The sequence below is a fragment of the Serratia sp. CY33525 genome, assembly GCF_052169115.1.
GTDB lineage: Bacteria > Pseudomonadota > Gammaproteobacteria > Enterobacterales > Enterobacteriaceae > Serratia > Serratia sarumanii.
Window position 1 is genome coordinate 472975 of the sequence record NZ_JBJNLK010000001.1, and the last position, 20542, is coordinate 493516.

The following is a 20542-nucleotide window of genomic DNA, read 5'->3' on the forward strand; positions in this document are numbered from 1 at the left end:
AAACACGGTTGGCACCATGACTATGGGGCGAAATACGCTTGGGCTTATGAGCCAGGCTCATGAATCAAACGTCATCGTTGAGCGCTTGGCCGATCGCCTCCTCACACAGCAGGATGTTATGGTGATGACAAGCCAGCGGGATGACCTGCAGCCGCTCGCAGGCGGCGCCAAGCCCATTATCTTCCACCGCCAGCAGCGGCGCCGTAACCGCCTCCGGCAACTGCGGGTTCCTCTCCGTCGCCTTAAACAGCGTCACCTTGGTGGTCTGCAGCTTGCGGCTCAGCCGCCCTTCTGACAGCCGCCGCTCCGCCTGCCCTGCGGCCATGGCGCGTGTCGCCGCCTCGCCTTCGATGCCCAGCACCGGCAGCAGCTGATCCAAGGGCAACTCCGCCGTAGCCTGCCGGTAGAAGCTGTCCAGCAGATACAGTTGCACGTTACGGCAGCCACGCGCTTCCAGGCGGGCGGCAATCTCCAACGCGATAATGCCCCCCAGCGACCAACCGAGAATGCGCACCGGCCCGGCGCCTTGCAGCAGACCGGCGGCGATCATCTCGTTCAGATACCGTTCGGCCAGATCGCCGAGCGAGTCGATGGCGGGTTGATGGTAAAGGTTATGGTTATCGACGCCATAGCAGTTGAATCGCCCCTGCAGCGGCTGGGCGAAAGCGTGGAATGCCTCCGCCCCTACCAGCGCCGGATGGATCATCCATACGACGGGCGCGCCCTCTGCCCAGCGGTTAAGCGGCAAGACCAGGCGGCGTTCGTTGGCGGCCAACAGGTTTTTCAGCGTGCGACTTTGCAACAGCTGCACCACCGGCACCGGCGCGGCCATCAATTCGCCCATGCCGACACACAGGGAAATGGCCTTGATCGAGGTGCCGCCCAGCAGAAAGAAATCGTCCGTCATGCCGACCTGCCCGCACTGCAGCGCCGCCTGCCACAGCGCACACAGCTGCTGTTCCAGCTCGTTCGCGGGAGCGACATAAACCTGCGGTTCGCTCGCCGCAGGCGTAGGCAACGCCTTGCGATCCAGCTTGCCGCTGGAGTTGTGCGGCAACGCTTCCAGCCGCATCAGCGCCGCAGGCAGCATGTACAACGGCAATTGCCCGCTCATAAAGGCCAACAGCGCCGATTCATCCAGCGGCGCCTCGCTGACGTAATACAGCGCCAGGCGCTGCCGATGCGCCTCCGACAGCACGACGGCGCAACAGGATTTGATCGCGCCGAACGCCAGCGCACATTGCTCGACCTCGCCCAGTTCAACGCGGTAGCCGTTGATTTTCACCTGAAAATCCATACGGCCGAGGAACTCCAGGTTGCCGTCCGGCAAATAGCGGCCGGCGTCGCCGGTGCGATAAAGCCGCTCCCCCAGCTCCGGATGGTAGATGAATTTCTCTTCGGTCAGCGACGGATTGCGGTAATAACCGCGCGCCACGCCGATCCCACCGATGTATTGCTCCCCCGGCAAGCAGGGCGGCAGCACGCGCAGATGACGATCCAGCACGTAAAAACGCTGATGGGCCATCGCCTGACCGTAAGGCACGCTGGGCGCCAGGATCGGCGTCTCCGGGATGTCGTACAGGATCGACCAAATGGAGCTCTCGGTCGCGCCCCCGGCGCTGACGACTCGGCACCCCGGCCGCCATTGACGAATGCGCGCCGGCAGTTGGCGGGAGATCACCTCGCCCACCAGCACCACGTTGCGCAGCTGCGGCCACTGCGCCTGCGACGCGGCGGATTCCAACTGCTCTACCAACAGCGTCATCACCGAAGGCGCGGAGTTCCAGAAGGTCACGCCCTGAGTCATCAACAGCCGATGCCAGGCCTCAGGCTGATAGCGTTCGGTTTCGGACGGCATCACGATAGCGCCGCCCACCGACAGCAGGCCGAAAATATCGAACACCGAAATGTCGAAACTCAGCGCGCTGAGCGCCAACCCGCGATCGTCCGCGCCGATTTCCAGCTGGCGCAAGGTATCGATGATGCTGTTCACCGCGCCGCGATGTTCTATCGCCACCCCTTTCGGCGCGCCGGTAGAGCCGGAGGTGAAAATCACATAGGCCAGCGCGGAAGGCGCCGGCAAGACAGGCTCTCCCGGCGCCGCCGGCGGTAACGCCGTGACGGCCCCCTGCGGATCGATGGTCAACAGCCTGGCCTCGCCGCTGGTCGCCCACTCCCGGCTGCTGAGGATAATTCGGGTCTGCGACTGCGCGACGATATCCAGGCGGCGGCGTTCCGGCCAGGCGCCGTCCAGCGGCAAATAGGCCTTGCCGGCCATCAGAATCGCCAGCACCGCAATGATTTGCGCCCGCCCTTTGTCCACCATCACCGCGATGGTATCGGCGCGCATGTCCGCGTGCTGACGCAGCTGCAGCGACAGCGTCAGCGCGCGCCGATACAGCTCACCGTAGCTCAGTTCGCCCCATTCATCGACGATCGCCCGCCGTTGCGGATGGCGCTCGGCCTGACGGATGAAATCATGATGGATGGCACGCTCAAAATCGTAGACCGGCGGACAGGATTGATGGAAGGCGCGTTGCCGCGCCATTTCGCTCTCCGAGACCAGCGCCAACTGGCTGACGCGCTGCTCCCCGTGATTGACGATCTGCGTGAGGATGGTCAGATAATACTCGCCCAACAGCGCCAGCGTGGCCGGTGCGAACAATGCGGTGGCATAGTTGAAGATCGCCCTGCCGCCCTGCGGCGCCGGCTGTATGCTCAGCGTCAAATCGAATTTGGCCGCCTGGTAGTGCGCCAGCAGATCCTGTGGTGCCAGCCAGGCCGGCGCATCCCCCACTTCCTCCAGCGCGAACAGCGCCTGGAACAGCGGATGGCGCGACAGATCGCGCGGCACCTGCAGCAGCTCGATCAGCTGATCCAACGGCAAATTCTGATGCCGTTGCGCCTGCAGCACGCCGTCAAAGACCCGGTTTACATAGTCGTTCAGCGACGCCGCATCGTCGATCTGCGAACGCAGCGGCAGCGTGTTGACGAAGAACCCGATCGCCGAGCGGGTCTCCGCCACCGGCCGGTTGGCGACCGGCGTGCCGACCAGAATATCTTGCTGGCCGCTGAAGTAACCGAGCAGCAGGTTAAAGGCCGCGAGATACAGCGCAAACGGCGTGACGCCCTGGCGCCGGGCGAACTGCGTCGCCTGCATCGTCAGGGCCTCCGGCAGCGCGATGACGTGGTTGGCGCCGCGATGATCGAAGCGGGCCGGCCGCACGAAATCGAGCGGCATTTCCAGCGCCTGCCATCCATCCAGCGCTTGCCGCCAATACGCCTTCGCCTCATCCGCCTGAGCGGATTCCAGCCAGCGCCGTTGCCAGACGGCATAGTCGCCATAGTGCAACGGCAACGCCGCCAGCCCGGCCTCTTGCCCTTGCCGCTGCGCCTGATACAGCACGTCCAGCTCCTGCAACAGCACCGGCTGCGACCAGCCGTCAAACGCCAGGTGATGCACCAGAATCAGGCTGTAAGTCACCCACCCGCCATCCGGCTGCGCCACCCGGTAAACGGCTGCCCGGATCGGCAATTCCGCCCCCAGCGCGAACGGCCGGTCGATATCCTGCCGCAGCCTGTCCGGCCAGTGCGCCGCCGCCAGCGTCACGCGCTCCAGCGAAAGCGTCAGTTCACAGGCGCGGGCGACGGCGCTTTGGGATGGCATCTGGACAATCAGGCTGTGCAAGACCTGATGCCGGGCGACCACCGCCTGCAAACTGCGCTCGTAAGCCGCCAGGCACACCTCGTCGCCGAGACGGAACAGCATCGGCACGTGGTAGAGATTGCCGCCGCCGTTCAAATTCTCGATAAACCACAGCTGCAGCTGTGAAGAAGAGAGCGGATACTCGCGCTGCCGCAGCGGCGGGATCGACACCGGCGCGGCGCCCTGCTCCTGTTGCGGCAACGCGCGGCACAGCGAGCGGATCGTCGGGAAGCGCCCCAGCTCGCTCAGCGTGACCTCACGCGCCAGCCGCCGGCCGATCTGATAGCAGGCCTGAATAGCCAGAAGAGAGTTGCCCCCCAGCGAGAAGAAATTGTCCTCCACGCCGATATCCTGCCGCTGCAGCAAATCGCGCCACACCGCCAGACAGGCGTTCTCCCATTCGCCCTGCGCCGCGACAAACTCACGCGCCGCCCTTTCCGGCTGCGGCAACGCCTGTCGCGCTATCTTGCCGTTTTCGGTCAGCGGCAGCTGCGCCAACTGCATCAGCGCCTGCGGCACCATGTAAGGAGGCAGTTGGCGGCTCAAATGCTGAGCCAGCGCCTGAGGGGCGATCGCCTCATCGGCAACGTAATACGCGGCCAGGCAGGGCTGCGGTTGCGTGACGAGCACGCAGCAACAGGCGGTCACGCCCGGATAGGCGAGCGCGGCATGTTCTATCTCCCCCAGTTCGATGCGATAGCCGTTCAGTTTGATCTGCTGATCGAGGCGCCCCATAAACTCCACGTTGCCATCCTCCAGCCATCGGCCCGCATCGCCGGTGCGATACACCCGCTCCTGCAGCTCGTCATGCCAGAAGAAACTCTCGGCGGTGCGTTGCGGATCGCCGTAATACCCGCGCGCCAGGCCTTCCCCCGCCAGATAGATTTCGCCTCGGACACCCGGCGCGGCGGGCCGCCGCCCGGCATCCAGGATATAGCAACGCTGGTGCGGCAACGGTTTGCCGTAAGGAATGCTGACCGACCGAATTTTCTGACCGCGCGGCACTTCGTACAGCATGGTGAAGATCGCCGCCTCCGTAGCGCCGCCGGCGCTGCAAAAACGGCCGTGCGGCGCCCAGGCCAGGCAGCGTTCCGGCAGTGAGGTGGCGATCCAGTCGCCCCCCACCATCACCGCCCGCAGCGCCGGTGCCGGCCCGGCCGTCAACCCCGCCCCGTTCACATAATCCAGCAACAGCTCCATCAGCGCCGGTGCGCTCAGCCATTGCGTCACCCGATGGGTCATCATCAGCTGATACCAGGCCTGCGGATTGGTCCGATCCCGCTCGGCTGGCATTACGACCGCGCCGCCGGCGCTCAACGGGCTGAAAATGTCGAAGATCGCCAGATCGAAGCTCAACGCGCTGAGGGCCAGGCTGCGATCCCGCTCGTTGAGGCCGAAATACCGCCGCACGCCTTCCAGCATATTCACCGCGCTGCGATGTTCGATCGCCACGCCTTTCGGTGTGCCGGTCGATCCCGAGGTGAAAATGATATAGGCCAGGCTGTCGGGCCCGGCGTCCAGCGCCGGCAGGCGCTGTTCCGGCAGCGGCAGCTGCGCCGCCAGCCCTGCGGCATTCAGTTCGATCAGATTGATCTCGTCGCAGGCCCAGGGCGCATCGCTGAGCAGCGTATTGATGCCGGCCTGCGCCATCACGTTCAGCCGGCGCTGCGGCGGCCATGCCGCCTCCATCGGCAAAAACGCCTTGCCGCACATCAGCGCCGCCAGCAGGGCTACCGGTTGCCGGCGCCCCTTGTCGGCGATGACGGCGATGGCGTCACCGGTCATCCGCCCTTGCACGCGCAGCTGAGTGGCAAGCGTCAGCGCCGCCGCGTGCAGCTCGCCGTAAGTCATCTCGCCCTGCTCGTCGACAACCGCCACGGCCTGCGGATTGCGCCGCGCATGCTGCACGAAGTCCTGTTGCAGGCTGCGTTCAAACGCATAGCCGAAGGCGGGCGACGCCGGCAGCGCCTGACTCTGCGGTTGCAGACGGATATTTTCCAGCGGCCAGTCGTCGTGGTGCGCCATCTGCTGCAACACGGCGAGATAGTAGCCGGCCAACCGATCCATCGACGCTTTGCTGAACAGCGCCGAAGCGAAGTTGAAGCGCGCGCGCATCTGCTCCCCCTGCGGCGTCAGCGTGAGCGTAAGATCAAACTTGGCGGTGCGTTCATAAGCGCTCAGATCGACCACCGACAGCCAGTCCGGGCGCGCCAGTGCGCCGCCTTCGTTCTCCAGCGCGAACATGACCTGGAACAGCGGATGGCGCGAAAAATCGCGCGGCAGCGCCAGGTCGTCCACCAGCGCTTCCAGCGACAGCGTCTGATGCTGCTGCGCCTGCAGCGTCGTGGCCGCGACCTGCCGCACAAACTCCACGACGCGATGGCGCGGGTCAATCTGCCGGCGCAAAGGCAGCGTATTGACGAAGAACCCGATCAGATTCTCCAGTTCAGGGCGGCTGCGGTTGGCCAACGGCGTGCCGACCATGACATCGTTCTGGCCGCTGTAGCGGGACAGCAGTAACATGAACCCCGCCAGCATCACCGCATGCAGCGTCACCCCCTCTCTGCGCGCCAGCGCATCCAGCGCCTTCACCAGCGCCGCCGGCAACGGCACTTCGCTGTTGTCGCCGCGCTCGTCGAAGACCGCCGGCCGCAAAAAGTCCAACGGCAGCGAGAGTTGCTGGCAACCTGCCAGCGCTTGCCGCCAAAAGGCCAATTCTTCCGCCCGGCGCTGCACATTTTCCGGCGCTTGTTGCCAGCGCGCATAGTCGAGGTATTGCAACGCCGGCTCTGTCGCCTCACGCCACGTGCCGCGATAGCGCGCGTCCAGCTCCTGCAGCAGCACCTCAAGCGACCAGCCGTCAAAGACGATGTGATGGAACACCAACAGGCAAACGGTCGTTTCCCGCTCCGCCGCATCGCGGTAACGGTAGCGCGTGGCGCGCAGCGGCAGCTCGCGCGTCAAATCCATCGGCTGGCTGCAGGCTTGCGTCAGCGCGGCGTCAAATTCATCGGCGCTCAGCGCCAGCACAGGCACCGGCAGCGCGGTGTCGCTAACCCACTGGCTGGCTTCGCCCCGATCATTCTGGCGAATCAGGCTGCGCAAGATCTGGTGGCGCTCGACGATCGCCTGCAGGCACTGCGCAAAACGTTCGTCATCGATATCCGGCGACAGCCGCAGCAGCACCGGCGACAGATAATGCGTGGCGTTCACCGACAGTTGCTGAACAAACCACAGCCGCGACTGCTGAAGCGACAGCGGCGCCTCCCGCAGCCCGCCGGGGAGAATCGGCAGCTCGTCCGGCGGCGCCTGACGCTGGGCAGCGATGTGCTCGCTCAGCGCGGCCACCGTCGGGTGCTGATTCAACGTTAGCACCGAGATCTTCGCCCCCGGCAGTTTATTCACTTCGTGGCACAGCCTGATCGCCATCATGGAGTTGCCGCCGAGGCGGAAGAAGTTGTCATCCACGCCGACATCGCCCCCCAGCAGCCGATTGAACAGTGCCGACAGGCGAATCTCCAGCGGCGAACACGGCCGGCGAAACGCCGTTTGCGGCTCGATCGGCAACGGTTCCGGCAATGCCCGGTAATCGACCTTGCGGCTCACCGTCAGCGGCAGCGCCGCCAGCGCCCGCATCGCCGAGGGCAACATGTAGTGCGGCAGCTGCGCCGCCAGCCGTTGCAAGATGTCGCCGGCCTCCGGCTCCGCGCCAGGTTGCGGCACATACCAGGCCGCCAGCTGGTCCGTAGTGCCGGGACGCAGGCTCACCACCGCCTCGGCCACCCCAGGCAGCGCGCGCAGCTGCATTTCTATCTCGCCCAATTCGATGCGATAGCCGTTGATCTTGATTTGCTGATCGTGCCGTCCGAGGTACTCCAGACTGCCGTCGGCCAAGCGCCGCACTCTGTCGCCGGTGCGGTACAGGCGCCGGTACGGTTCACGCAGTTCAAAAGGATTGGCGGTGAACGCGGCCTCCGTCAACGTCGGCAGGTTCAGGTATCCGCGCGCCAGGCCGACACCGGCCAGGCACAGCTCGCCTTCCGCCCCCAGCGGCAGCAAGTTATCGTGCTCGTCAACCACATAGCAACGCATGTTGGCGATGGCGTGGCCGATATTGCGCGCGCCGTTGCGGCGATAAATATTCAGGCTGGCGCTGACCGAAGCTTCGGTCGGGCCATACATGTTGGCGACCTGCATGCCGCGGGCCAGGTAATGGTCGAGCGCTTCCTGCGCGCTCGCCTCGCCGCCGGTCGCGAGATAGCGCACCGAAGCCGGCAATTCAGGGAAGGTGCCAAGCAGCGCCGGCGGCAGGAAGCAGGCCTCGATGCACCAGGCCGCCATCTGTTCGCACAACAACGCCGGATCTCGTCGCTGCGCTTCGCTCGCGATGAACAGCCGGTGGCCGTTGCCCAGGGCCATGAACACCTCAAAGACGTGCGCGTCAAACGCCAGCGAGGCGAACTGCAGGCAGTTGAGCGCATCCGGCTCATTGCGCAACAAACGCTGCGTATGGCCAAGCACCATGTTGGCCGCGCCCCGGTGTTCACACAGCGTGCCCTTCGGCCGCCCGCTGGTGCCGGAGGTGTAAATCACGTAGGCCAACTGCCGGGCGTCCACACGCGGCAAGCTCGCGGCGTCCGCGTCGGCGAGCGGTTCATCCGCCGACAGGCAAAGATCGCCCGGCGCCAATCGCTGCGCCGCGGCCTGCAACGCGCTTTCAGTCAGGACGATCGGGCTGTTCACCTCTTGCAGGATATAATCCAGCCGCTGCGCCGGCGCGGCGGGATCCAGCGGCACATAGGCACCGCCCGCCTTCATGATGGCCAGCATCGCCACCACCGCCTCCACGCTGCGCTGCAGATACAGCGGGATCAGCGTCTCCGGCGGCATGGCCACGCCGCGCAGCCGTTGATACTCCGCCTGCAGCCGCAGCGCCAAACGATCGCTGCGCTGCGCCAACTGGCGGTAGCTGAGCGATCCTTTGGCGTCGGTCACGGCGATGCGTTCCGGGTGACGGCGCGCCTGGCGGGCCAAGCCGTCGAGCAGCGTCGCTTCCGCATCGGCCGTTGCAGGCCCGCTCTCCCAGGCGTCGCGGCAGCGCAAAACCTGTTGCGCCGTCAGCTGCGGCCAAGCGGCAATCGGCGCATCCGGTTCGGTTAACGCGCGCTGCAATAGCCAAAGATACTGCTCCGCCATCTCCGCCATCTGGGTCGCGTCGAACAGATCGGGGCGGTAGCGCAGGCGAAACTCAAAGGCCTGCTCGGTGGGCTGATACTCCAGCAGCAGTTCCGAACCGGCCAGATCGACATTGAACCGGTGATTGACGCCAATGCGACACCCCTCGAGCGCCAGCGGCGCATCTTTCAGGTAAGCCTGGGTAAAGTTGACGTTCAGCTGACGCACCGGACTGAGGCTCAGCATGTCATAAACCGGTAATTGGCTGTGCCGCAGCTTGCCAGCCACCTTGAGCGCTTTGCTGTAGGCCAGCGTCGCGCGGTACAGCTGATTGAACGTGGCTCCCGGGGCGAGTGTCAAGGGAAACACCGCAGTGTTGACCTGTGCGCCGAAGAACAGCGCCTCGCCACCCTCCGGCGCGATGGGATAACCGATATGCACCGTTTCCTGCGCAGATTGTCGGGCGATCAGCAGCGCCCACAGCGTTTTGAAGATCAGGAAAGGATTGGCATACCTGACGCCGGATTTCAGCGCTTGCCACTCAGCGAACGGCAACGCAAAGCGCACTTCGCCGGCGCCGGGCGCTTCGGCCGCTGCGCCGGGGAGATAAGGCAACGCCACGCGCGGGGCGCATTCGGCCAGCATGTCGCCCCAGAATGACGCGGAACCGAACTCGTGTTTCAACGCCGCGATATCCGCCTCATAGCGCCGGTACAATGTGCTGATGTCCGTTTCATCCGCCTGCGGCGGCGTCACCGCCGTGCCGCGATTGTAATAGGCAGAAACGGCGCTGTAGAACTCCTGTCCGGACAGGCCGTCGATCAGGATGTGATGAACGACAATGATCAGGTTATAGCGCTGCGGAGCCAGCTCAATCAGGTAGAAGCGGCACAGCGGCCCTTCCCGGAGATCGAACGGCGTGTTGATTAACTTACCGACATCGCAATCGGCATCGAGCGTTTCCAGCGCAATTTTTTTCGCCGACCTTACCCAGCGTAATTGCGAGGCGCTGTCATCCAGAACGTGGTGAAACAGAATATAGTCACGGCAAACCCCGTCGATCGCCGCGCGCAGTCGGCCGACGTCCAATTCTCCCTCAATCGTCTGATCCAGCACCAGGTTGTACTCGCAGGAGTGTGGATTGAGCATGTACTCATTCCAAAATGTGTGGGTATAGGGTGAAGCGATGAGCGCGTCCATAAATCAATTCCCTTTTAATATATTCCGTAAATATATAAATAGATACTTATGCATGACATAAATACCGTACGCGTTATACGATTGAGCTGTTAACTGAAAACCTAAAAAAGATAAGAGAGAATATTATTTTATTTTTATAAAAAATAAAGCCACAAAAATACAAATAAATAAACACCATAAAAAACAATTAGATATAATCTATTTTGATTTTCCACCAATGGATTAACCACATTGCATTCATTAATAAAATAAATGAAAGAAACAAATTAAAAAAACGAATAGGATTATGTTTAAGATAAGTCAGGGTAATTTAAAAACGCCCAGCACATCGCTATTGAATAGAGAACTTTCTTAATTGAAAACACGCCTCTTTCGGCTGCGCTATTCCAAAGCATACGATATCGGAATATCCTATACTCTTTGCAGGATGCAGTTTCCTTCCCCTTGAATGCCGGTACAGGGAGTCAAAAATGGCTATTTTCGCCCCCTTGCGGGCAACTCTTTCAGCATTATTGGCAGAATTATCTGATGAATAAAAAACGTCCCGCCTTGACCCCGGCAACCCTGTTATTGCTACAGCCGATCTGTATCGGCTCGGCCCTGGCGGCGGAGCAAAAAGACAGCGACACCCTGGTGGTGATGGCGCAACCCACCGGATTGACGGAGCTGGGGTCGCCGGTCTCCGTCAGCGTGATCGACGGCGAAGACCTGCGCAACGCCGCGCCGCAGATTAACCTGTCGGAAAACCTCGGCAGCGTGCCGGGCCTGCAGATCCAAAACCGGCAAAACTATGCGCAGGATCTGCAGCTGTCGATACGCGGGTTCGGTAGCCGCTCGATGTTCGGCGTGCGCGGGGTGCGCATGTACGTCGACGGCATTCCCGCCACTATGCCCGACGGCCAGGGGCAAACCTCCAATATCGACATCAATTCCGTCGAACGCATCGAGGTGCTGCGCGGCCCCTATTCCGCGCTGTACGGCAACGCCTCGGGCGGGGTCATCAATGTTGACACCATTACCGGCACCCAGCCGCCGACGCTGGAAGCCGGCGGCTATTTCGGCAGCGACAACACCTGGCGCTACGGAGTGAAAGCGACCGGCGCCACCGGCGACGGCACCCAGGCCGGCGACGTCAACTACGCCATCTCCGGCACCCGCTTTACCACCCAGGGATACCGCGATCACAGCGCCGCGCGGAAAAACCTCGGCAACGGCAAGCTCGGCGTGCGGCTGGACGACGTCAGCACCCTGACGCTGATGTTCAACAGCGTCTCGATTGACGCCGGCGATCCGGGCGGCCTGACCGAAGCGGAATGGAAGGAAAACCCGCGCCAGGCGCCGCGCGCGGATCAATACAACACCCGCAAATCGCTCGACCAGACCCAGGCCGGCCTGCGCTATCAACGCCAGATGAGCGAACGCGACGAACTGACCCTGACCGCCTACCACGGCGAGCGCCACACCACGCAGTACCAATCGATCCCGATGGGGCCGCAGCTCAACCCCACCCACGCCGGCGGGGTGATCGTGCTGGAAAGAAAATATCAGGGCATTGACACTCGCTGGAAGCATGAGGATACTCTCGCATCGTTACCGGTAACACTGATCGGCGGTCTGGATTATGAAACCATGACCGAACGCCGGCAGGGGTTCGAAAACTTTATTCTGCGAGACGGCACAGTGGACTACGGCGAGAAAGGCGACCAGCGGCGCAACGAGAAGAACCGCATCTGGAACCTGGATCCTTACCTGCAAACCTCCTGGCAACTGACGCCGCACTGGACGCTGGATGCCGGCCTGCGCTACAGCACGGTCAGCTTCGACTCGACCGACTATTACATCACGCCGCGCAACGGCGACGACAGCGGCAGCAAGCGCTACCACCAGTGGCTGCCGATGGGCTCGCTCAACTACAAGATCAATCCGGCGTGGAACCTTTATCTCTCCGCCGGCCGCGGCTTTGAAACCCCCACCATCAACGAGCTCTCATACCGCCCCGACGGCCAGGCGGGCCTCAACATCGGCCTGCAGCCGTCTACCAGCGACACCGTCGAGCTGGGCAGCAAGCTGCGCCTCGGCAACGGCCTGGTGAGCGCCGCCCTGTTCCAGACCGAGACCGAAAACGAACTGGTGGTGGCGGAAAGCAGCGGCGGGCGCACCAGCTATGCCAACGCCGGTAAAACCCGGCGGCGCGGCCTCGAGCTGGCGCTGGATCAGGAGTTTGCGCTGGACTGGCGCCTGAATATGGCCTGGACGCTGCTGGACGCCACCTACCGCAGCGATATGTGCGGTAAATCCGGCTGTACCCCCGCCGGCAATCGCCTGCCGGGCATCGCGCGCAATATGGGCTACGCCTCGCTGGCCTGGGCGCCGCCGGAAGGCTGGCACGCCGGCGCGGAGCTGCGCTACATGAGCGACATTCAGGCTAACGACGCCAACAGCGCGCAGGCGCCCTCTTACACCGTGGCCGGCGTAAACGCCGGTTATCGCTTTACCTGGAACCGCTGGGCGCTGGACGTGTTCAGCCGGGTAGACAATGTGTTCGATCGCCGTTACGTCGGTTCGGTGATCGTCAACGAAGGCAACGGCCGCTATTTCGAGCCGGCGCCGGGTCGCAACTGGGGTGGCGGCGCCACCTTGTCTTACCGCTTTGAATAAGGCAAAGCACCTTAAGGTTAAAAAACGGGATGGGTTTTACGTCACCCTAGCGGCTTCCCGCTGAAATATTAGGGAGAAACCGCGTGTTTTTTCCGATTTGGCTTAATCTCTAAATCGGGGACTTTCATTTTTGGTAAGGGTATTGCTATGCAAAATAAAGCGTCACTATCGCCGCTTATCGTCATAACGGCGCTATTTGCCGCGCTGAGCGGGCTTTATCTGCTCGGCGGCGGCATTTGGCTGGCCAAGTTGGGCGGTTCGCTGTATTACATCATCGCCGGGCTGGTGCTGCTGGCGACCTCCTGGCTGCTGTTCCGCCGCCGCGCCACCGCGCTGCTACTGTACGCCGTATTCCTGCTGGGCACCACCGTTTGGGCCCTGTGGGAAGTCGGCCCGGACTTCTGGGCGCTGACGCCGCGCCTGGACGTCACCTTCTTCTTCGGCCTGTGGCTGGTGCTGCCCTTTATCTACCGTAAGCTGGTCGCCAACGGCAAGTTCGCCTACGGTGCGCTGAGCGCGGCGCTGGCAATCACCGTCATCGCGCTGGCCTATGCCGTATTCAACGATCCGCAAGAGATCAACGGCACTCTCGACGCCGCGCAGGTGCAGCCGAAAGACGCCAACGGCGCCGACTGGCCGGCCTATGGCCGCACCCAGGAAGGCACCCGTTACTCGCCGCTGAGCCAGATCAACGACAAAAACGTTGGCCAGCTGCAAGAGGTTTGGCGTTTCCAGACCGGCGATCTGAAGACCGCCAACGATCCGGGTGAGATCACCAACGAAGTCACGCCGATCAAGATCCGCGATACCCTTTACATGTGTACGCCGCACCAGAAGCTGTTCGCGCTGGATGCCGCCACCGGTAAAGAAAAGTGGAAATTTGATCCGCAGCTGAAGTACAACCCGACCTTCCAGCACATCACCTGCCGCGGCGTGTCTTACCACGAAACCGCTGCAGCCGCGGGCGCCGCCGGCGATGCTGCACCGGCGATGTGCGCACGCCGCATCATTCTGCCGGTCAACGACGGCCGCCTGTTCGCGCTGGACGCCGACACCGGCAAACCATGCCCGGACTTCGCCAACAACGGCGAGTTGAACCTGCAGAGCAACATGCCGTATGCGACGCCGGGCCACTACGAGCCGACTTCGCCGCCGGTGATCACCGATAAAGTGATCGTCATCGCCGGCGCCGTGACCGACAACTACTCCAACCGCGAGCCTTCCGGCGTCATTCGCGGCTTCGACGTCAACAGCGGCAAGCTGCTGTGGGCCTTCGATCCGGGCGCGAAAGATCCGAACGCCATCCCGGCGGACGAGCATCACTTCGTGCCGAACTCGCCGAACTCCTGGGCGCCGGCCGCCTATGACGCCAAGCTGGATATCGTCTATCTGCCGATGGGCGTTTCCACGCCGGACATCTGGGGCGGCGATCGCACCCCGGAAATGGAGCGCTACGCCAGCGGCCTGTTGGCGCTGAACGCCTCCACCGGCAAGCTGGCCTGGTTCTATCAGACGGTACACCACGACCTGTGGGATATGGACGTGCCGGCGCAGCCGACCCTGGCGGACATTACCGACAAGAGCGGTAAAAAAGTGCCGGTCATCTACGTGCCGACCAAAACCGGCAACATCTTCGTGCTGAACCGCACCAACGGCGAGTTGGTGGTGCCGGCGCCGGAGAAACCGGTACCGCAGGGCCCGGCCAAAGGCGACCGCCTGTCGCCGACCCAGCCGTTCTCCGAGCTGACCTTCCGTCCTGAGAAGAAACTGACCGGTGCGGACATGTGGGGCGCGACCATCTATGACCAGCTGGTCTGCCGCGTTATGTTCCACAGCCTGCGTTACGAAGGCACCTTCACCCCGCCGTCCGAGCAGGGCACCCTGGTGTTCCCGGGTAACCTCGGCATGTTCGAGTGGGGCGGCCTGGCCGTCGATACCGATCGCGAAATCGCCATCGCCAACCCGATCGCGCTGCCGTTCGTGTCCAAGCTGATCCCACGCGGCCCAGGCAACCCGATTGAACCGCCGGAAGGCGACAAGGGCGGCAGCGGCACCGAATCCGGCGTACAGCCGCAGTATGGCGTGCCGTTCGGCGTGACCCTGAACCCGTTCCTGTCACCGTTCGGTCTGCCGTGCAAACAGCCGGCCTGGGGTTACATTTCCGCCGTGGATCTGAAAACCAACGACATCGTGTGGAAAAAACGCATCGGCACCGTGCGCGACAGCTCCCCGCTGCCGCTGCCGTTCAAAATGGGCATGCCGATGCTGGGCGGCCCGGTGACCACCGCCGGTAACGTGTTCTTCATCGGCGCCACCGCAGACAACTACCTGCGCGCCTTCAGCGTGACCAACGGTGAAAAACTGTGGGAAGCGCGCTTGCCGGCCGGCGGCCAGGCGACGCCGATGACCTATGAGGTCAACGGCAAGCAGTACGTGCTGATCTTCGCCGGCGGCCACGGTTCCTTCGGCACCAAGCTGGGTGACTATCTGGTCGCTTACGCCCTGCCCGACCAGAAGTAACCGCTGCAGTTAATACCGCGCAAAGCACGCCGCAAGGCGTGCTTTTTCTTTTCCCGCCCCGCCGACTGCCCCTCGTAATACCCTTAATTTTTTCACTCTCATTGTTGATAATGGTTATCATTCGCAATATTATGAGTGCGTGGCCCCGGCAGCGGCCCGAAATCCTTATCCAGCTTAATGGGCAATACAACGATCGGCCGCCTGCGGGCGGCTTTATTCGGAGGCGCATGGTCGACCATACTCGGAAGCATCGGAAGAAAATTCTGCAAGCGGCGGTGAAGACGCGGCGCGCCGCTCTGCCGCTCGCGGCGAACTCCCCCGCCACTGCGCATTTTATTGGTTTGCCCCATCAGACGGAGGCCGTGCTGGTGCACCTGGTCGGCGATGATGACGCACAAGAGGAGCATGAATGAACCTGCAGCCCTTTACCGCCATGCTGATGTTCGCCTACGTGCTGTTGATGGTGCCGCTGCTCTACATCATCGACAGCCGGCTGAGCGCCAGCAAACTGGTGCGCAAAGCCACACAAAACGTCATCATCATCGTGTTGACGCTACTGTTCTTCAGCGCGATGACGCTGCTGTATTGACGCCGCAGCGGTTCCGGCGCCAAGCCGCGCACCTGAACCGCACCCCTCTCCTCGCGACCGCTCTACGGTTTTCAGGCCCCCTTGCCGCAGCCAGTGGTATAAATCGACGTTGCGTTTAAACCCCAACTTTCTCATCGCTGCCTGCTTGTGGTTACTGACGGTCTTCACGCTCAACGCCAAATAACGCGCTATCGCCGTCGGCGGCATTTCCCAGGCCAGATAGCGCATCACATCCTGTTCGCGGCGGGTAATGCGCTGCCGCTCGCACCAATAACAGCGGCGCGCTTCGCTATCAGACGTCTGCAACGCCAGCGCCTGTTCCACCCGGCTCAGCACGAGGCCGATCGTATCGTTGCGAAAGATCACACCCGATTCGCTGATGCAGCGCGGCTTGTCGCGCCAACGGGTGTCATCCGGCGCACGCAGAGAAAAATTAATCTGTTTACCGCCCTCCGCGGCACGCAGGCAGAATCGCGCCTGCCAATCCCTTTCCACGGACTGGAACACCATATCCGCCTGCGCCGCCGCGGCGGGATCCAGCAATCGAACCGGAATCGCCCTGCGGGCAAAATAAGACAGCAGCACCCGCTGCAGCCCTTCAATAAAAAAGCGGTCGTTATCGATGAACGCCAGGGACAGACTATTTCCCATCGGTACCTTCTCCATGAAATCTCCCTTTTCGCACCCAGATGCACGTCATCCTTTCCGCTTATCAGCGCTAAAAAGACCGATGACGGCCTTGCGGTGATACGCGGCCTTAAGCGCGACCAAGCGGCTACGGCAGCGCCAGAATGGCGACCGACTGTCCAGAGTAATCACCGGCTTTGACCGTTCCGGTCACGCCGAGCGTTGAAGTGACCGGCAACGTGATGCCGCTCGTGTCGGCAGTGAACGGATAGCCCTGATTGCCCAACACGCCATTGATGCGCAGCGTGCTGTAGACGCCCGAGTTGTTGCCCAGATCCAAACGGCCGCTGCTGCCGGTGCGGATATACATGACGATATTCATCTTCTGCGAACACACCACCCGCAGACTGCCGCGCGCGGTATTACCCGCCAGTTCAGTGTCCTGCAGCACGCCATGGTTCAAATCGAGCTGCTGCTCATCAATGCCGCACACCCCGACCGGCGGCGGCGCGATGCCGCAGACGCTGCTGGGCATCAGGCGCGCATTGCTCCCCGTTACCGCGGAACCGGAGCGCGTGTTGTAAAACAACCCGACGCACTCCTGAGTGATCGACTCCCCCACGTGCGAAGTGCTCCCCTGTATCGGCAACGGATAGATGCTTTGATAAAAACGGCTGAGCTCGCCCATCGTCGCCAATTGAGTAATTTGCGGATAACGCGTCGAGCCGACAACGTAGGCAGACGGTGACACCGAAGATGTGCCCCCGGTGTTGGTGCTGGTATGCCGGTGGTTAATGCCGATAGCGCAATTTGCCTGCTGATAGCAGGGATTGGGCGACAGGTCGTCCATATCCCAGCTTTCAAGCACGAACTTATAGCTAGCGTTGGAGGGAGAGCCGGTGCTTTGGGTGACGTACGAATAGATTTGTGCCGAGCACAGCCCCGGCGCCAGGCCAAGCAGTAGAGACATCCATCTGAAATGAGCACGCTGCATCGCGTCAGGTCCTTATTCTGTTTTGCCGAATACCGGGCCGGCCCGGCGTTTATTGATAGTCCAGGTTGAAAGTCGCAATGGCGTTGAACGCGCCGCGACCGATGGTCTTCTTCGCCAGCGCCTCCGGTTCGCCCCGCACATAAGCCTGCACGGCGATCACCGTACTGCCGTTCTGCAACGGGTATTTGCCGCCGGCGCTGTTGAGCGGCAATGGCCGCCCTTGCGCGGTTTCCATGCCGATGGCGATCCCGCTGGCCTCGCTGCTCGCCGCCAGCGCCAACAACCCCGGCAACTGCGGGTTTTCCTCGCCCTTGAAGGTGATCGACACCGTTTTTCCCAGACTCAGATCGCATTCGGACAGCCGCAGCTCGAACGGTTGGCTCAACGTGCGCTGATTCAGGTACAGGTATTTGTCGACCACGGTGCCGAAATCCAGTTGGATATCTTCGTCGCCCGGCTGAATGACACAGGGCTCCGCCACCAGCGCGCCGTGCATATACAGATTGTCCGCCGCTCGCACCATGCCGCTCGCGCCCAGTGAAAACAGCAACAGCCCCGCCGTCGCCCAGCGGCGTCTTGGCGTCATTTTCATACGTGTTCCCTCCTTCACTGGTAGTCAGCCTGCAGGGTCGCCGTGGCGTCGAACGCCCCTTCCGTCAAGGTTTCCCCCGCCTTGCCGACCGGCACCGCTTCCAGCACCGGCGGCTTGAGCGGATCGATGGGCAGCGAACTGCCCACTTTGAATGGCGCGGCATTTTGGTAAATGCGAATGCCCAGATAACGGTGGTTGGTTTGCACCGCCGCCTCATCGAAAGACGTCGCCGTGCCGTTCAGGCGCAACATCATGTCCCACTTGCCGATCCCCGGCTCGCAGGTAATGCGATAGCCGATGGTTTGCCGGTAATTCACGCCGTCGACCTTATTGATACCGACGCGATCGCCGAAATCCACATCGATCACGCCATCATCGTTAATGGTGCAGGGCGGCGGCTCGATCAGCGTGCCGCGGAACTGCATATCGACCGTTTTTTCCGCCCAGGCGAAGTGGCACACCACGCCGGCGCACAGCAGCACGCTCGCCGTTAAACGCTGTTTCATGCTCTAGCTCCTGCGTTACTGATAGTCCACTTTCATCGTCGCGCCGGCGGTGAATTCGCCCGCTGTCAGTTTGGCAGTGGCCGACTTCACCGGCACCGCCTCAAGCGTCGGCGTGACGGGATAGGTAAAACTCAACCACTGATTGATCGGCCAGCGGCCGCCCCCGTGAAGCAGCGCGATGCCCAGTCCGTCCTGGCTGGTGCGCAACAATTGACCGTCGAAACCGGCCGCCGCCCCCTGAACCTGCAGTTTGAGAGCGTTACTGCTCTGCCCGTTGCACGTCAGCGTATAGTTCACCGGCCGCCGATAGTTGTTGCCGTCGATCCGGGTGGTCATCACTTCATCGCCGAAATTCACCTCGATAGGCTGCCCACCGTTGATAACGCAGGGAGGGGAAAGCACGGTGACCCGCACGTTCACCAGGGTGTTCGCCTCAGCCGACAGTTGAACCAGCGCCAACAGCCCCGCCAGCCAGAGCGCCGTTCGGCTTCGTTTCATCATCTGCGCCATCTCGCCGCCTCAGTCATAACTCAGCCTAAAATCCACCGCCGCCCGATAAGCGCCGGCCATCAACGGCGCCGCGGTTCGCTCCGGCGCGACGGTGTAGCTCAAGGTATTCTGCCCCGGCGTCAGCATCAGCGGCTCACCGCGGCTGCCCAGGCGAACGTCGCGGCCACGGCCGTCCAGCAGGCGCAGCCCCAGACCAGACACGCCCAGCGCTTTCACCAACTGTGGGTTGTCCATATCCGCCGGCGCGCCGAAGCTGACGGTCACCGCCGGTTGGTTCGGCGCCCAGGTCAGTGCGCCGGTGCGCGCATCGCGCTGGCTGGTCGAGGCGCGCAGACAATCTTGCAGACGCAGCTCGAACGCCACCGGCAGCCCGCGATCGCCGGCCTGCCGCAAGCGTGCGGTGCCGGTTTCCCCCAGCCAAATATCCTGCCGCGCGCTGGTCATCTCCAACCGACAGGCACTCTCCGTCAGCGCGCCGCGCACCTGCAACACGCCGTTGGCGCCTTCCACTTGCCAGTTGTCGGCCGCGACGGCTTTCGGCAATAGCAGCGGCAACATCAGCGCCAGGCCGCCCATCGCGGCGTAATAGCGCCATTCGCAGCGCTGCGGCAGGCTGTCCTTTTTCAGTTTTCGTTTCATCCTTTGCACCTGAGTCACTCTCCCGTCGATAACGGCCTGAACAGAGGGTTATGAAGCCGGTTTCTTTTCCGGCACCACTTTGCAACTGCCGCCGCTGCAGCTGAAACTGAGCTGCGGCCGGCCGCCGTAGTCGTTGATATAGGTCAGCACCGGGCTGCCGCCCAGGGCCGCCGCGCTCACGGTCAGCCGCGCATTGCTCTTGGGCGCGATCATGAAGGGCTCGAAACCCTGCGCGCCTTCGCCGTGCTTTTTGCTCCCGGCATCGACAATGGTGATGTAATAAGGGGTCGGGTTATTGACCTGATAGCCGTCTCCCTGCCGCGTCAGTGTCAGTTGCTCTTGCCACGGCGTCGCCATGTCGGCGCGGCTCGGCACGATCGCCGTCGGCCGGTAAAACAGCTTGATGCGCGTTTGCAGCGCGATCTGCAGCGTGTTCGGTTTGTCGCTCTTCGGCGGGATCTCGCGCAAATTGAAGTAGTACAGGCTCTCGCGATCCTGCGGCAGCTGTTTGGCCGCCGGCAGCGCCTGAATCTTTATCTGGCTCGGTTTGCCCGGCTCGATGCGCTGCACCGGCGGCAGCACCACCAGCGGGCTCTGAATCTTGTTGCCCTGCTCGTCCTCCAGCCAACCCTGCGCCAGATACGGCAGCTGTTTGTTCTGGTTGCTGAGGTTCAGGCTGACCGAGCTCTGGCCGCCGTCAAAGATCACCCGGGTGCGATCGAGCGCGATCGCCGCCGATGCCTGCTGCGACATCGCTGTGCTCAACAGGGCGATCGCCGCCGCGGTCTTCAGGGAAATGTTCTGCATGTTGTCGATTACTCCAGAT

General features: G+C 62.5%; 12 protein-coding genes. 4 read left to right on the top strand and 8 right to left on the bottom strand.

Annotated features, from left to right (window positions below):
* Window positions 1–64: 64 nt before the first annotated feature.
* Entirely contained in the window at window positions 65–10081 is a 10017-nt protein-coding gene (locus ACJ8IM_RS02315; RefSeq protein WP_101455508.1) for a non-ribosomal peptide synthetase, read from the bottom strand.
* A gap of 528 nt (window positions 10082–10609) precedes the next feature.
* Here ACJ8IM_RS02315 and pqqU point away from each other — a divergent pair.
* From pqqU to ACJ8IM_RS02335, 4 genes are all read left to right on the top strand, one after another.
* Complete coding sequence (gene pqqU / locus ACJ8IM_RS02320; protein ID WP_033653559.1) at window positions 10610–12739, top strand: TonB-dependent receptor PqqU; 2130 nt, start codon at window positions 10610–10612, stop codon at window positions 12737–12739.
* 147 nt (window positions 12740–12886) lie between these two features.
* Window positions 12887–15259 (top strand): glucose/quinate/shikimate family membrane-bound PQQ-dependent dehydrogenase, encoded by a 2373-nt coding sequence (locus tag ACJ8IM_RS02325; protein ID WP_033653558.1) that lies wholly within the window; start codon window positions 12887–12889, stop codon window positions 15257–15259.
* Between the two features lie 227 nt (window positions 15260–15486).
* Entirely contained in the window at window positions 15487–15672 is a 186-nt protein-coding gene (locus ACJ8IM_RS02330) for a hypothetical protein (protein ID WP_033648139.1), read from the top strand.
* A complete protein-coding gene (locus tag ACJ8IM_RS02335) occupies window positions 15669–15848 on the top strand; it encodes a hypothetical protein (protein WP_033635123.1) in 180 nt (59 codons plus the stop codon). Before ACJ8IM_RS02330 ends, ACJ8IM_RS02335 begins: the two co-directional genes overlap by 4 nt.
* On the opposite strand, the gene ACJ8IM_RS02340 is transcribed toward ACJ8IM_RS02335, so the two are convergent.
* The 7 genes from ACJ8IM_RS02340 to ACJ8IM_RS02370 form a co-directional block, all read right to left on the bottom strand.
* Window positions 15813–16514: a helix-turn-helix transcriptional regulator gene (locus ACJ8IM_RS02340; RefSeq protein WP_079656596.1), complete on the bottom strand. Its 702-nt coding sequence runs from the start codon at window positions 16512–16514 to the stop codon at window positions 15813–15815. The two genes, ACJ8IM_RS02335 and ACJ8IM_RS02340, sit on opposite strands and share 36 nt — an antisense overlap.
* A gap of 109 nt (window positions 16515–16623) precedes the next feature.
* Window positions 16624–17445 carry an MrpH family fimbial adhesin gene (locus ACJ8IM_RS02345; RefSeq protein ID WP_223181969.1) on the bottom strand — a complete coding sequence of 274 codons (822 nt, stop codon included), beginning with the start codon at window positions 17443–17445 and terminating at the stop codon, window positions 16624–16626.
* A gap of 73 nt (window positions 17446–17518) precedes the next feature.
* Window positions 17519–18061, bottom strand: a complete 543-nt coding sequence (locus ACJ8IM_RS02350) for a fimbrial protein (RefSeq protein ID WP_371317395.1) — start codon at window positions 18059–18061, stop codon at window positions 17519–17521.
* Window positions 18062–18075: 14 nt separating this feature from the next.
* A complete protein-coding gene (locus ACJ8IM_RS02355) occupies window positions 18076–18567 on the bottom strand; it encodes a fimbrial protein (protein WP_050438937.1) in 492 nt (163 codons plus the stop codon).
* Between the two features lie 15 nt (window positions 18568–18582).
* Window positions 18583–19068, bottom strand: coding sequence for a fimbrial protein (locus ACJ8IM_RS02360; RefSeq protein ID WP_230201778.1), 486 nt, complete (start codon window positions 19066–19068; stop codon window positions 18583–18585).
* An 18-nt stretch (window positions 19069–19086) separates the two neighbouring features.
* Window positions 19087–19716: a fimbrial protein gene (locus ACJ8IM_RS02365; protein WP_230116452.1), complete on the bottom strand. Its 630-nt coding sequence runs from the start codon at window positions 19714–19716 to the stop codon at window positions 19087–19089.
* Window positions 19717–19764: 48 nt separating this feature from the next.
* Window positions 19765–20523 carry a fimbria/pilus periplasmic chaperone gene (locus ACJ8IM_RS02370; protein ID WP_033635126.1) on the bottom strand — a complete coding sequence of 253 codons (759 nt, stop codon included), beginning with the start codon at window positions 20521–20523 and terminating at the stop codon, window positions 19765–19767.
* Between the last annotated feature and the right edge of the window lie 19 nt (window positions 20524–20542).